The organism is uncultured Bacteroides sp., from assembly GCF_937912035.1.
In the GTDB taxonomy this organism is placed as follows: domain Bacteria; phylum Bacteroidota; class Bacteroidia; order Bacteroidales; family Bacteroidaceae; genus Phocaeicola.
Genome location: NZ_CALDPF010000039.1, coordinates 217,427 through 232,545, shown reverse-complemented (window position 1 = coordinate 232,545; position 15,119 = coordinate 217,427). Strand labels below are relative to the sequence as shown.

General features: G+C 37.3%; 15 protein-coding genes. 4 read left to right on the top strand and 11 right to left on the bottom strand.

Translation table 11 applies throughout. The features are described from left to right. Nucleotides 1-101: 101 nt before the first annotated feature. A complete protein-coding gene (locus Q0486_RS11905) occupies nucleotides 102-626 on the top strand; it encodes a hypothetical protein (RefSeq protein ID WP_235290477.1) in 525 nt (174 codons plus the stop codon). Between the two features lie 69 nt (nucleotides 627-695). Here Q0486_RS11905 and rplI read toward each other — a convergent pair whose 3' ends face one another. The 3 genes from rplI to rpsF are packed head-to-tail and all read right to left on the bottom strand — an operon-like array spanning nucleotide 696 to nucleotide 1,776. After that, nucleotides 696-1,139: a 50S ribosomal protein L9 gene (gene rplI / locus Q0486_RS11900; protein ID WP_299233537.1), complete on the bottom strand. Its 444-nt coding sequence runs from the start codon at nucleotides 1,137-1,139 to the stop codon at nucleotides 696-698. A 17-nt stretch (nucleotides 1,140-1,156) separates the two neighbouring features. Then, nucleotides 1,157-1,426 (bottom strand): 30S ribosomal protein S18, encoded by a 270-nt coding sequence (rpsR, locus tag Q0486_RS11895; protein WP_204443281.1) that lies wholly within the window; start codon nucleotides 1,424-1,426, stop codon nucleotides 1,157-1,159. A 2-nt stretch (nucleotides 1,427-1,428) separates the two neighbouring features. Then, the gene (gene rpsF, locus Q0486_RS11890) at nucleotides 1,429-1,776 is read right to left on the bottom strand and encodes a 30S ribosomal protein S6 (protein WP_204401963.1); all 348 of its coding nucleotides are present in this window, start codon (nucleotides 1,774-1,776) and stop codon (nucleotides 1,429-1,431) included. Between the two features lie 202 nt (nucleotides 1,777-1,978). On the opposite strand from rpsF, the gene Q0486_RS11885 reads away from it, so the two are divergent. Next, complete coding sequence (locus Q0486_RS11885; RefSeq protein ID WP_299233531.1) at nucleotides 1,979-2,425, top strand: MarR family transcriptional regulator; 447 nt, start codon at nucleotides 1,979-1,981, stop codon at nucleotides 2,423-2,425. A 123-nt stretch (nucleotides 2,426-2,548) separates the two neighbouring features. After that, nucleotides 2,549-2,725, top strand: a complete 177-nt coding sequence (locus Q0486_RS11880) for a hypothetical protein (RefSeq protein ID WP_287679639.1) — start codon at nucleotides 2,549-2,551, stop codon at nucleotides 2,723-2,725. Between the two features lie 64 nt (nucleotides 2,726-2,789). On the opposite strand, the gene Q0486_RS11875 is transcribed toward Q0486_RS11880, so the two are convergent. The 3 genes from Q0486_RS11875 to Q0486_RS11865 form a co-directional block, all read right to left on the bottom strand. Further along, nucleotides 2,790-3,500, bottom strand: coding sequence for a response regulator transcription factor (locus Q0486_RS11875; RefSeq protein ID WP_299233528.1), 711 nt, complete (start codon nucleotides 3,498-3,500; stop codon nucleotides 2,790-2,792). Nucleotide 3,501: 1 nt separating this feature from the next. After that, entirely contained in the window at nucleotides 3,502-5,058 is a 1,557-nt protein-coding gene (locus Q0486_RS11870) for a HAMP domain-containing sensor histidine kinase (RefSeq protein ID WP_299233525.1), read from the bottom strand. A gap of 265 nt (nucleotides 5,059-5,323) precedes the next feature. Further along, a complete protein-coding gene (locus tag Q0486_RS11865; protein ID WP_299233522.1) occupies nucleotides 5,324-7,483 on the bottom strand; it encodes an elongation factor G in 2,160 nt (719 codons plus the stop codon). Between the two features lie 463 nt (nucleotides 7,484-7,946). Here Q0486_RS11865 and hemW point away from each other — a divergent pair, with 463 nt between their 5' ends. After that, a complete protein-coding gene (hemW, locus tag Q0486_RS11860) occupies nucleotides 7,947-9,077 on the top strand; it encodes a radical SAM family heme chaperone HemW (protein ID WP_299233519.1) in 1,131 nt (376 codons plus the stop codon). Nucleotides 9,078-9,139: 62 nt separating this feature from the next. Here hemW and glmM read toward each other — a convergent pair whose 3' ends face one another. The 5 genes from glmM to rpe form a co-directional block, all read right to left on the bottom strand. Further along, complete coding sequence (gene glmM, locus Q0486_RS11855) at nucleotides 9,140-10,528, bottom strand: phosphoglucosamine mutase (protein ID WP_287679646.1); 1,389 nt, start codon at nucleotides 10,526-10,528, stop codon at nucleotides 9,140-9,142. 8 nt (nucleotides 10,529-10,536) lie between these two features. Then, nucleotides 10,537-11,196, bottom strand: coding sequence for a DUF4827 domain-containing protein (locus tag Q0486_RS11850; protein ID WP_299233511.1), 660 nt, complete (start codon nucleotides 11,194-11,196; stop codon nucleotides 10,537-10,539). A gap of 101 nt (nucleotides 11,197-11,297) precedes the next feature. Beyond that, on the bottom strand, nucleotides 11,298-12,335 hold the full coding sequence (locus Q0486_RS11845; RefSeq protein ID WP_299233508.1) for a DHH family phosphoesterase: 1,038 nt from the start codon (nucleotides 12,333-12,335) through the stop codon (nucleotides 11,298-11,300). Between the two features lie 49 nt (nucleotides 12,336-12,384). Beyond that, on the bottom strand, nucleotides 12,385-14,316 hold the full coding sequence (locus Q0486_RS11840) for a ComEC/Rec2 family competence protein (RefSeq protein ID WP_299233505.1): 1,932 nt from the start codon (nucleotides 14,314-14,316) through the stop codon (nucleotides 12,385-12,387). A 63-nt stretch (nucleotides 14,317-14,379) separates the two neighbouring features. After that, nucleotides 14,380-15,033, bottom strand: coding sequence for a ribulose-phosphate 3-epimerase (gene rpe, locus Q0486_RS11835; protein ID WP_299233502.1), 654 nt, complete (start codon nucleotides 15,031-15,033; stop codon nucleotides 14,380-14,382). Nucleotides 15,034-15,119 lie beyond the last annotated feature (86 nt).

Genomic DNA, 15,119 nt, shown 5'->3' with positions numbered 1-15,119 from the left:
TTAGGGTTATAGTAGTAAATTTTAATGTAAAAGATTCAGTACTTGTTTTTGCTTGACAAAACATGATTAAAAACATAAATAAAAGTATGCAAATGATAAAAATGGAATTAGAAGAGAATTTAAAAAGTATCAATCAGGCCGAAGCCGCATATTTAAATGAAATTAATTTCTTCCGATTGTTAATACAAAAACAGGATTCACTTCAAACCATTAAAGCTTCTATTTTAGAAAACAATGCCAATGCTCCTTTTGCGTATGAAAATTGTGAGTATTCGGAAGATGCGCTAGAAGTACTGAAAAGCTCAGCGCTGATGCAGCAGATACCTGACAAAGAGTTCATTTTAAAACTTTTACAAGCCTATAAAGGATGCAGAAAAATAAATGAAGACAACAAAGACTATTATAAATACAAACAGGACCATATAACTCGCTATTTATCTCACCAAACCAGCAATAATATTCATAAAAATTATAACAGTATTTATGAAGTATGGGCAGCCAGACTACAAGAATATGATATCAAACAACTGATCCTCACTATGCCAAATACTTTTAATGAAAATCCTTTTACCACTCCTCAAAAAGTTATAAAAGAAACGATTGAATTAATAAATCAAACATATTAAAAAGAAAAAGCCCGGCTCTCACGAACCGGGCTTTTTCAGCATCATTATACTTTAAAGTATTTACAGATTTTATTCAGCAACTACTTCGAACGGGATCTCTACAGAAACTTCCTTGTGAAGTTTAACGATAGCCTTGTAGTTACCAACTTCCTTAACTGAATCCTTAACTACGATAATCTTACGATCGATATTGTGACCCAATTTAGCAAGTTCTTCAGCAATCTGAATGTTACCTACAGAACCGTAGATAGCGCCAGTTGCACTAACTTTAGTAGCGATTTTCAAAGAAACACCGTTCAATGAAGCAGCTACAGCTTCAGCATCTTTCTTAATCTTTTCCAATTTGTGAGCACGCTGTTTCAACTCTTCAGCCAACATTTTCTTTGCTGCTGGTGATGCGATAACTGCTTTGCCAGTCGGAATAAGATAGTTACGACCATAACCAGACTTAACAGTTACAATATCATTTTTGTAACCCAAGTTTAATACGTCTTCTTTCAATATAATTTCCATGCTTATTCCTCCTTTAATTATTTCATCATATCAGTTACAAAAGGCAATAAAGCCAAGTGACGAGCTCTCTTAACAGCCTGTGCAATACGACGCTGATACTTCAATGAAGTTCCTGTAATGCGACGAGGAAGGATCTTACCCTGTTCGTTCAAGAATTTCTTCAAGAATTCAGGATCTTTGTAATCGATATACTTAATACCACTCTTTTTGAAACGGCAGTATTTTTTCTTCTTAACATCTACTGATGGCGGAGTTAAATATCTGATTTCTGATTGTTGCTGTGCCATGATTAATTTTCCTCCTTTTTAGTTGATTTAACATTTCTTCTCTTAGCAGCATATTCTGCAGCATACTTGTCCATCTTGAAAGTCAAGAAACGGATAACTCTTTCGTCACGACGATAGTTAACTTCAAGCTTTTCGATTACAGTTGGTTCAGCTTTAAACTCAATCAACTGATAGAAACCTGTAGATTTCTTCTGAATTGGATAAGCCAATTTCTTCAATCCCCAGTTTTCTTCATTGATGATCTCAGCACCTTCCTGAGTAAGGATTGCTTTGAACTTCTCTACCGCTTCCTTCATCTGAGCGTCAGACAAAACGGGAGTTAAAATGAAAACGGTTTCGTATTGATTCATACTTATTCGTTAATTAAATTATTAATAAAAAATTTCAATTGCGGCGCAAAGGTACAACTTTTTATCTAATATACAAACATTTATGCCTTTTTCTTCACTATTAATTTACTAATATATACGAATAAGTGCTTATTATGGATAATACAATATATACTTTTGACAATAAGTTGTATATTTGCATAGTTGTATAAACAATAATTATATGATAGAACAATTTAATTTTGACATCCAGTTAATTTTTGCAATACTTAATGGTAAAGTTTCGGCTGCAATCAACCGTAAATTGATAAGAAACTTCAGGATGAACGGACTGGACATTACCCCAGAGCAATGGACAGTACTAATATTTTTGTGGGAAAAAGATGGGGTTACACAGCAGGAACTTTGTAACGCTACGTTCAAAGACAAGCCAAGTATGACCAGACTTATAGATAATATGGAAAAACAACATCTGGTAGTACGCATTTCGGACAAAAAAGACAGAAGAACAAATCTTATACATCTGACGAAAGACGGAAAGCAACTTGAAGACAAAGCAAGACTCGTAGCCAACTTAACGTTAAAGGAAGCGCTAAAGGGCTTGACTTTAGACGAGTTACGTGTAAGTCAGGAAGTATTACGCAAAATTTTCACAAACACGAAGGATTGAAGAATTCATTAAGCACGATATTCTACGATTTTCGTTTTTTTTCGCAAAATAATTTTCTTGTATAAAGAATTATGCTTTAATTTGTAACCAATAACGAATAAACCATAAAAATAGAAGACACACATGAAAAGCTTATTAAAGAATCTGGGAGTAATATTGATTATTATCGGAGCTGTTATCCTTATTGCATGCTTTGCAACTGAAAATGTAAACAACAATGCTATTTTAGGAACATCATTTGTTCTTATAATCGTAGGATTAATCAGCTATATTTTGATTAACAAACGTATTACTGATTAATTCAATCAAGACTTTAAAGAAAAAATAAAAAGAGGTTGCTCTTTCGAGCAACCTCTTTTTATTTTTAAGCTTCCTGTTGATCTTCATCAGGAGTAATGAGTTTATATCCCTTACCATGAATATTTATAATTTCTATAGAAGGATCAGCCTTAAGGTGTTTACGTAATTTTGTTATATAAACATCCATACTTCTGGCATTAAAATAATTATCATCTATCCATATATTCTTAAGTGCATAATCCCTTTGAAGAATCTCGTTTGCATGAGAGCACAACAAAGATAAAAGTTCTGATTCTTTTGTGGTAAGTTTAGTCTGCTTATCACCAATTGTCAGCAATTGCTTTTGTGTATCAAAAGTAAAGTTACCAATAGTATACATAGAACTTTCCTTTACTTTTTTACCTTTTACACGGCGTAAAATCGCTTCTATACGTAGTGTCAATTCTTCCATACTGAACGGCTTGCTGATATAGTCATCCGCACCTATTTTGAATCCTTCCAGAATATCTTCCTTCATTGTTTTTGCAGTAAGGAAAATCACCGGAACTTCAGAATTGATCTGTTTTATTTCCTGTACCATAGAAAAACCATCCTTCACTGGCATCATCACGTCAGTGACAATCATATCATATTTTCCTCTCTGGTAACCTTTAACACCTTCGTCACCATTCAGAAACAAATCAGCTTCATAACCTTTTGCCTGTAAATATTCTCTCAAAAGCATGCCAAGATTCTCATCATCTTCGCACAATAAAATACGCATTCTTTCGTCCATATCAATCTTCTTTAAATAATGGTAATACAATAATAAATTTAGTTCCGACATTCAGTTCACTCTCAGCTCTGATACTTCCATTGTGATCTGAAATAATCTTCTTTACATAGGCCAGTCCCAAACCGAATCCTTTCACGTCATGAAGGTTTCCGGTATGAACACGGTAGAACTTATCAAATATCTTTTTCAAATTTTCTTTCTTTATACCTATACCGTTGTCCTCAACAGAAATGTGGAGTTTATTAGCCTCATTCCATGTTCTGACTTTCAAACTAATATCCACATCCGCACGTTTATACTTGACAGCATTATCGAGCAAATTAAAAATTACATTTGTAAAATGCATTTCATCAACAAAGACAAACGGATCCGTGGCTTCCAATTCTGCGTCTAATGTTCCATGACAACTTTCCACTTTCAATCTGAAAGTATTTATAACACCATTAATCAACTCATTCGCATCAATTTTCTTTTTCTTCAAAGTAGCTTTTTGACGTTCGAACATTGACATCTGCAAGACTTTTTCTACCTGAAAACGAAGACGCTTAGTTTCATCATTTATCACTCCGGATATATGTTTGAACATCACGGGCGATTTTCCTACAGCTGGATCATTTAACATTTGAGCCGCAAGTGATATTGTAGAGATAGGCGTCTTGAACTCATGCGTCATATTATTGATGAAGTCGTTCTTTATCTCCGTAAGTTTCTTCTGACGGAATATTATATATATTGTAAATATAAATGTTATCAGAAGTACAACCGTAAATATTATTGAAGGAATCATAAACTTTACGGAGCTGAAAATATAGTCATCCATTGTCGGGAAGAATATTTTCACATATCCCATTTTTGCAGGAGGATCATTCTCAAACAAGAGTCTGGAATATATTTTCTCACCGTCATACACATAATCAGAACAACGGTAAATTTCCTTTCCTTCCCTATCAGTAACCATAAAATGGTATGGTAAATCCAATCCGTTATTAAGCAACTCAGATTTTATGAAATGATCCAATTGCTTAAAGTTTATCCTCTCCTTTAACGGTTTGTCACTGGCTGTATATAATATATTATACACCACCTCGTCAAGCAAAGCCCTCTGATAGACATATCTTTCTTTAATTATTTCCTGCAATGTTCTTGATGTCTGCGGAATATTTTTTCCGTTGGATATTATCACTTTTGGAACATTGGCAGGTCTGTTAGTAATAGTCTTAAATTCAAAAGTAGAATACATGCTTCCATCAGGCGATGTTATAGTATATTGGTGATGCTGCTGGAGAATGTCTTCACTTCCTTTTCCTTTATTCAGATTAAACTGCTCCGCCAGACGAGCCGCTCTTTCAGTAGCAGCAACATCTGCCTCAAGATACTTCTTGGTTTCCACCAGTTCAAGATTACGCACGGACTGAACAAGACTGCGGTTTACATTCTCTTCGAATTGTCCACGACGCATCTTAACCATCTCTTCTATGTAACTTACCTGCAAATATAGCAGACTAAGAAAAGACAGAGCCATAATGACTCCTAATATCCATATTGTTGACTTTTTCATGGTGACAAATTTAACAAGCTAATTAATATAATCATTATCAATTAACATGTTTTACACGGCATTTTTTCAGATTTAACAATACACACTCATTTTAATTATTAAAATCACAACTAAAAGTCACCTCCACAACATTTACTTTACAAAAATAATATAACTTTAAATGTATAACAACTAAAAGTGACAAAAAGTTCATGAAAAGTGAATAAAAAAAAGCCGTATTTTTAAGAAATACGGCTTTTTTATGTATTAAAATATCAACTAATTATCAATCTTCATTCTTTTCCTGTTCTTCAAATTCCTTCATAAGTTTATTCTGAACATCAGTTGGAACAAGTTCGTAACTTGCAAACTTCATAATGAATGAAGCACGTCCACCTGTCAATGAACTTAAAGCAGTAGAATAGTTAGACATTTCTTTCAAAGGCACCTTTGCTGCAAGTTTTTCGTATCCCTTTTCACTGCTCATACCCATAATCATACCGCGGCGTCCCTGCATATCACTCATCACATCACCAAGTTTATCACTCGGAACGAAAACTTCCACATCATATATAGGTTCAAGAATCTTAGGACCTGCGTTCTTGAATGCTTCGCTGAAAGCATTACGTCCGGCAAGCATGAACGAAATTTCATTTGAGTCAACCGGGTGCATCTTTCCGTCATACACGATAACACGTACGTCGCGTGCATACGAACCAGTCAGAGGTCCCTGCTCCATACGGCTCATGATACCTTTAAGGATTGCAGGCATAAATCTTGTATCGATAGCTCCACCTACAACACTGTTGATGAATACCAGCTTACCACCCCATTCCAAATCAACAGTTTCAGTTCCCTTCACATTGATCTTGAATTCCTGACCATTGAATTTATAGACTTCAGGAGTAGGCATACCCTCGTAATATGGCTCAACAATAAGATGAACTTCACCAAACTGTCCGGCACCACCCGACTGTTTCTTATGTCTGTAGTCAGCACGTGCAGCTTTAGTAATAGTTTCTCTATAAGGTATCTTTGGTTCAAGGAACTGAACAGCCAGTTTCTCATTATTCTCAAGACGCCATTTCAATGTACGCAAATGGAACTCACCCTGACCATGAACAAGAATCTGTTTCAATTCCTTTGACTGTTCAACAACCCATGTAGGATCTTCTTCACGCATACGGTTCAGGATAGCCATCATCTTTTCTGTATCTGCCTCATTTTCCGGCTTGATAGCTCTAGTATATTTAGGATTTGGATACTTGATGAAATTAAATCTGTTTTCACAATCCTTGCTGTTAAGTGTATTGCCTGTCTTTACATCTTTAAGTTTAACTGTACAACCGATATCACCGGCTCTCAGTTCTTCCACCTTTTCACGGTTCGCACCGGCACACACATAAAGCTGAGCCATACGTTCCTTCGATCCACGGTCGGCATTATTCAAATCATCGCCTTCGTGAACCACACCACTCATAACCTTGAAATACTGCACATCACCGATATGAGGTTCAACGGCAGTCTTGAAGAAATAAAGTGAAGTTGGAGCATCAGCCACAGGAGGCACAGGAACACCACGTGTATTGTGAACTACAGGCATTTCGTCAACGAAAGGCACTACGTTACCAAGGAATTCCATCAATCGGCGTACACCCATATCTTTTCCCGCACATACACAGAACACAGGGAACATGCCGCGTGCAGCCAATCCCTTGCGGATACCTTCACGCATTTCGTCTTCTGTAAGTGATTCTGATTCGAAGAATTTCTCCATAAGAGTTTCGTCGTGTTCGGCAGCAGCCTCAACAAGTCTCTTATGCCATTCCATTGCCTTTTCCATTTCTTCTTCTGGAACAGGTTCGATAGTAGGAGCACCTCCTTCAGGTCCCCATGAATATTTTTTCATTAAAAGTACATCAATCAACGAATTGAAGTCCGGACCTGTACTGAGAGGATACTGAACCGGAACAACTTTAGAACCATAATTTTCAGTCAACTGTTCGAGTACTTTGTCGAAATCACAGTTAGGCGAGTCAAGTTGGTTAACGAGGAAGATAACCGGTTTACCCAACTTCTCAGTGTAACGGAAATGATTCTGCGTACCAACTTCCGGTCCATACTGACCGTTAAGAAGTAATACAGCAGTATCTGTTACGTTAAGTGCAGTTATAGCAGCACCCACGAAGTCATCACTACCCGGACAGTCTATGATATTAAGTTTTTTACCATTCCACTCCACATGATAAACGGTAGAGAATACAGAGTAACCATACTCCTGCTCTACCGGGAAATAGTCGCTGACAGTGTTCTTGGCAGTAATTCTGCCGCGACGTTTTATAATACCACTCTCAAAGAGCAACGCTTCAGTGAGGGTGGTTTTACCTGAGCCATCATTGCCAAGAAGTGCAATGTTTTTGATTTCGTTAGTCTGATATACTTTCATGGTATTCTAGATTAAAAAATTAATAGAATAAAGGATATGCTTTTCATATCTCATTTTTAAGTTGGCGCAAAATAGAAATTTATGTTCAGAAATCCAACTATTACATCAGTGTTACTAAACTATGTTTTCCGACACATAGTTTAATATAACGCTTTAAATCATATTGTTAGGTAACGTATTTAAAGGTAAGAATAAAACAGAATCTATTATATAAAAGTGGATTTATATAGAATAAAAAAGATTTCTGTCTTAACATTTTCTATAAATACAACTTATATTTATAAAATTCAAACTTGTGTTTTTAAAAACAAAACTGTTGTTTATAAAAACACAAGTTTAATTTTAAGATTATATCATATCGTTTATAAAAATATTCAAGCACAAAACCTCTTTCCATACAGGCAATACTATAATTCAGAAATTTCGTACCTTTGCATAAAGTCTCAACAATAACAGGATATAAATGGCAGGAATTTACATACACATACCGTTCTGTAAAAGAAGATGCATATACTGCGACTTCTTCTCAACTACGGCTTCCGAAAAGAAAAACGATTATATCAAGGCTCTTTGCAAGGAAATAGCCGGAAGAAAAGACTATCTTAGCGATGAAACCATAGACACTATTTATTTTGGCGGCGGAACGCCATCGCAACTGGAAAAGGATGATTTCACAAATATATTCAGAACCATATATGACAATTACAGCGTAAATCCGAATGCTGAAATCACAATAGAAGCAAATCCTGACGACCTGACAGACGAATATGTGGAAATGCTCTCTACCCTTCCTTTCAACCGTCTGAGCATGGGAATACAGACCTTCAACGACGATATTCTGTCTCTTCTGAAAAGACGCCACAACGCACAGCAGGCCATAGAGGCTTTTGGCAGATGCAGGAATGCAGGATTCCGCAATATAAGCATCGACCTTATGTACGGACTACCCGGCGAAAGTATGGATACGTGGAACAAAGATCTTGACACTGCCATTTCACTGAAACCGGAACATATTTCGGCATATCATCTGATATACGAAGAAGGAACTGTGCTTTACAAACTTAGAGAAGAAAACAAAGTGAGAGAAGCCGACGAGGATTTGAGCAATTCACTGTTTGAAACACTCATCTCACGTCTGAAAGAAAACGGATATGTGCATTATGAGATTTCAAATTTCTGCCGCCCCGGAATGCACTCACGACATAATTCAAGTTACTGGACAGGGATAAAATACCTTGGATGCGGCCCTTCGGCCCATTCATACAACGGATGCTCACGGCAATGGAACATTTCATCACTTGATAAATACATAGAAGGCATAAACAATGGTTCGGATATATCCGAAATAGAAGAACTGGACCTATACACCCGCTACAACGATTTCGTAATCACATCAATCCGTACCGCATGGGGAATGCCACTGGATAAGCTTAAAGCCGAATACGGAAACGTTCTTTACGACTATTGCCTGAAGATGGCTCGCCCACACATCAGTCAGGGAACTCTTGAAATAAAGGACAATACCCTGAAACTGACTCAAATCGGGATTTTCATATCAGACGGAATAATGAGTGACATGCTTTGGGTGGAATAAAAAATGCTCCCCCGATTTATCCATCAAGGGAGCATTTTCATAGATATGAATAGTAACAATTATTACTTAGCCAGGCTATATACTATATCCATGATCTGCTTGCCAAGTTCATCGGCAGCCTCCATAGTAGAAGCTTCAGAATAAACACGGATGATAGGTTCTGTATTACTCTTGCGCAAGTGTACCCATTTATCTGCAAAGTCAATCTTGACACCGTCGATGTCGTTGATTTCCTCATTCTTGTACATTTCCTTAACTTTCAGCAGGATAGCATCAACATCTGTTTCAGGAGTGAGGTCGATACGGTTCTTTGCAATGAAGTATTCAGGATATGTGGCACGGAGTTCTGTCACTTTCTTGCCTTCGTGTGCAAGGTGGCTCAGGAACAATGCTATACCAACAAGAGCATCGCGTCCGTAGTGTGATTCAGGATAGATAACTCCACCGTTACCCTCACCACCGATTACAGCGTTTGTAGCCTTCATCTTTGTTACTACGTTCACTTCACCTACTGCAGACGCATTGTATTCCATACCATATCTGCGGGTAACATCGCGCAAAGCACGAGTTGAACTGAGGTTTGAAACTGTATTTCCAGGAGTATGTTTCAATACATAGTCGGCAACAGTCACCAATGTATATTCTTCACCATACATTGAACCGTCTTCGCTGATGATAGCCAAACGGTCAACGTCAGGGTCAACAACGAAAGCTACATCATTTCCACCCTTCTTCATAAGTCCCATGATGTCGCTCAAGTTCTTTTCAAGAGGTTCTGGGTTGTGCTGGAAGTCACCTGTTGGCTCGCAATACAGTTTTTCTACATGCTGAACGCCCAACTGCTCAAGCAACTGAGGAAGGATGATACCACCTACAGAGTTAACACAGTCAATAGCCACACGGAAGTTAGCCTTACGGATAGCCTCAACGTCAACAAGTTTCAAAGCCAATACGCTGTCAATATGGCGCTGGTTATATGTATTGTTTTCTGTATATTTACCAAGGTTGTCTATGTCGGCAAATGTAAATTCTTCGGCAGCTGCAATACGCAACACTTCATTACCTTCGGCAGCATTAAGGAATTCTCCGTGTTCGTTCAGAAGTTTCAGAGCGTTCCACTGTCTTGGATTATGACTTGCAGTAAGGATGATACCACCGCAAGCACCTTCCATAGTAACGGCAAGTTCTGTAGTAGGAGTAGAAGCAAGACCGATGTTTACAACATCGAATCCCATACCCATAAGAGTACCGCAAACTACATTCTTAACCATTTCGCCGGAAATACGTGCGTCGCGTCCAACAACGATTTTATTGCTTTTCACAGTTGTTGTCTTACGAATCAGCGTAGCATATGCTGAAGTAAACTTCACAATATCCAACGGATTAAGTCCTTCACCGGCCTGGCCACCTATAGTACCACGAATACCGGAAATAGATTTGATTAATGTCATAGATTATATTAATTTAGGTCATAAGTTATTTCATAATAACAAGGATATACATAACGTGTAGCAAATGAAGCCGTACCTTCGCTATGAGGTACAATTAATCTCACACGTGCAATCTTATCTGACGGAGGAGCTGAAATATATGATTTCATTTTCAGATAAGCAAACGGAACAAGCCATCCAGATGGAAAGTCAGCTGTTTGGTAAAAACTATACATAGAACTTTGAGCCTGATCCGTAAATGAAGCGGAATAAGAACCGGACGAACCAATAGTGAGCAAGAAGTTCTCTGAATACGGTGAATATATGTTATGCGCCAATGTATCACCTGCAGAAAATCCTAACTCCTCAACATCCTTTATACAAATCTCGAGAAAACGAGAAGAAATATTATACCTTCCTTCTTTAAGGATTTCACCGTCTCCACGATACTGAATGTTCATATACACACCACTCTTGTCGAACAAAACGAACTCATTCTCCTTAGTCACCGTATCATTCTCTATGAATTCTTTTTCAGAGATAACCTTTATATCGTTCTCTAAAATAAACTTGTTGATGGCATCAGCCTCTTCTTCCTTCATTTCGGCATACGTCTTTCCATTATTACAACTCTGAAGTCCGAAAGACAATGCATATACCAATACCGATAAATAGAATAATTTCTTCATTATTTTAAAAATTTACAGGGCAAAATTAATAAAATTATTTATACCCCTATACTAAATTAGTCGATGTAATAGTTAATTTTGTAGAAAAGATATACTCAGAATCAGTTCTTAAGCAACAGATCCTCATATTTTACAAGTGCCTGCTTAAACAATTCTATGGCCTCATCCATAGTGCCATAAAACTCGCCTCCGGAAGCATTCAAATGACCACCACCATTGAAGAATTCTGTAGCGACCTTGTTGCAAGGGAAATTTCCGACCGAACGTAATGACACTTTTATCATATTCTTTTCTGTATCTTCACGAAGGAATACAGAGAAGCATATACCTTTCATCTGAAGAGGTATATTTACAAATCCTTCAGTATCTCCTTTCACATACTGGAATTTCTTCTGCTCGTCTTTAGTAAGCCATATCAACGCCGACCGGAACTGTGGAAATACCTCCATCTTATCGTAAAGCACATACCCCATCAGGCGAAGACGACCTTCTGAATATGTATTGAACACCTTGCGATAAATATCATCCTTATCAATACCTTTGGAAAGAAGCTCACTGATAATAAAATAAATTTCACGGTCATTAGAGTTATATGTAAATCCTCCAGTATCTGTCATCATTCCTGTATAAATACACTGTGCCCCTTCGTATGATATATCGTCGAAACATCCCAAACGGCATATCAGACGAAATATCAATTCTGATGTTGAAGAAATATTGGGATGAGAAATTGTAACTTTACAGAAAGGTTCCGGATTAAGATGATGATCAATCATAACCTTGCGTGCTTGTGATTCAGCCACTGGTTTTGCAACTGCATCTATTCTAGACAAAGCATTGAAGTCAAGACAGCAGATAACATCAGCTTCAGATATTAGCTTGTCGGCAAACTCGGCATACTTGTCATATCTGATTATATCCTTTGCTCCAGGCATCCACTGTAGGAACTCAGGAAAAGCATTTGGAACTATCACATGCACATTTTTTTCCATTCCTTGCAGAAAATGATAAAGTCCTAACGATGAGCCAAGAGCATCACCATCAGGCGAAACATGTGTTACTATAACTATTTTGTCAGCCTTTTCGAAATAGGTTTCTACCTTGTCTATGTTCGCTTGTAAGATAATCTTTGAAAGCATATTTATTGTTTGTGTTAAATTGTTGGCAAATGTACTCTTTTTTTTCTATTTACAGAAGTATTCTGAAGGAAGCTTGAGAGGATTTTTCAATGCATTTTATGTTTAGTCTCTCACATTCAGCTTTCAGAAACTCCCTATATCTTTCACTTACGGTTTCGTCTATTATTACATTTTTAATATCAAACAACACAGTTAATCCGGTAATATCCCCACTGAAACCCTTACATATATACACATAGTCTAAAACGGCCAGTTTTGTTTTCCCGGTGAGCCGGACATCTTTCCAAAAAGCTGACTTCATTACTCCTACTCTTATTCCGTTTATCTCATGCAGTCCGTTTTCCGATGAAAGAGTTTCAAGTTCCTTATCCTTTCTTATATATAAATCCGAACGAGTTAAAAACAACGATGGAGAATCTTCAATGTGGATTTTATAAAGTTCAGTTGCCATAATCATGCAAGATGAAAACAAAAGCATTATAAGTCCAGATGCAGTTCTTTTTCGAAAGAATATATACAGTATACATACAAGCATAAATCCTAAAAGCACCTGAATTTCATTGAAATATATAGAAGTTATCTGTGAACCTTGCAGACTGTGGACAAACTGCATGGATCCGTTAAGAGCCTTAGTCATGGTTTCCAGCATACACACACAGATATTTTCCACCACTGGAATAAACGAAAAAACGAGTGAAGCCAGAGTAAGAGAAAGTATGATCGAAGCCAGAAAACCGACAAAAAGATTAGCCATAAGAAAATATGTTGGGAAAGTACCAAAATAATATAGGATTAAAGGTAATGTACCCAACTGGGCAGCCAATGAAACTGACATTGCACTCCAAACATAACGCACAACTCTGTTATCGCTTTTTACCCATTCGGACATGATCGGATAAAAAAGAATGATGGAAAGTACTGCCACAAACGACAGTTGGAAACTAATATCGAAAAGATACATAGGATTGTAAAACAGCATTATGAATGCTGCAAGCGATAGAGAGAAGAATCCGCAAAACCCGTTTTCCACCACTACAGAAGCCACAAGATAAAGCGTACACATAGTCACGGCTCTAACCACCGAAGGACTCAATCCTGATATAAATGCAAATATCCACAAGATGACGGCAACGGCTAATGACTGAAACATACGTCCACCCCTTATTTTCCTCATTGGCTGGAAAAGAAAATAAAAAATACATGACAATATTCCTACGTGCAATCCTGACAATGCCAGTACGTGACTCGTGCCTGCTCCACTATATACAGCTTTCAATTCAGGTGTAAGCTCACTCTTGTCGCCTATTGTCAATGCAGAAACCACTGCCAGCTCATCATCTTCCATATTCCAACTTCTGAATTTACTGACCACAGCATCCCTGCATCTCAATGCAACATGTTTTATTGAATACGGTTTTTCCACCTTAATTCCTCTCCAATTACCGGCAAAAGCCAAAGCTGTGCCGGAAACTCCTTTATTGAAAAGATATCCGGCATAATCGAAACCCATAAATTCAATATCAGATAAAGGTCTGGAAACAGAAGAATGGAATACTATTTTATCACCACACCGTGGAATATACGACAATGAATCCGGAATAAGATATAACAGAATATTGCGATTGACCGGATATCCGGCAATGCTATCATTTGACGAAGGAATACAGAACTTAACATTAACTTCAGAACACAATGTTTTACCCTTCACTTCCGGAGTTGTCTCCACTACTCCATAGTAGCACAATTGCTTATTCGACCATTCATTGTATACACTGTTTTTCTTGTTTATAATAAGTATTCCACCTATCACAAAGAAACAAACGGATACAATAATCCCCACAAAACAATTCAGATTTACATTTCTGAATTTCACAAATACAGACAACAACAAAGGCAAAAAGAGAACACATAAAATCAGTATTAAGGACCATACTGACACATTCGGCAGAAATCTGTCGAAGAAAAAAATTCCGGCTGCCATAAAAACTGTCAACCGGAATAATGGATAATTTACCAAATAGGATTTTTTCTCCAATCTGAGTAGTTATAAGTTTTTCATTTGATGAATCATGTCTATCATATCCGGAGCTTTGAATATGGCATTTCCAGCCACCAGTACATCGGCTCCCGCATCAACCAATTGTCTACCCGTTTCCAGATTAACTCCGCCGTCTACTTCTATCAGCGTATTCGAACCTGTCTCCTCAATCAGTTTCCTCAACTGACGAACCTTATTCAATGTATTAGGAATAAATTTCTGTCCGCCGAATCCTGGATTTACGCTCATAAGCAAAACCATGTCAATATCAGAAATAATATCTGTAAGTACAGATACCGGAGTAGCAGGATTAAGAGTAACACCGGCTTTCATTCCATTATCCTTTATCATCTGTACAACACGGTGAAGGTGTGGGCAAGTTTCAAAATGTACATTCATCATCATCGAGCCCAAAGCCTTTACTTCCCTGATAAACTTTTCAGGCTGCACAATCATAAGATGAACATCAAGAGGTTTGTTACAGAGTTTTGCAACATATTCCAGCACAGGAAATCCGAATGATATATTAGGAACGAACACTCCGTCCATTATATCGATATGCAACCAATCCGCCTCACTGCGGTTAATCTTGTCCAGATCATCTTTCAGACAGCCGAAATCGGCCGAAAGTAAAGAGGGAGAAATCAAAACTTTATTCATTTCAGAACTATTATATATTAGTATATGAACAAAGATATGAATTCTTTTCCGAATAAAAGAACAATGCGTACCTAATATTATTTAAA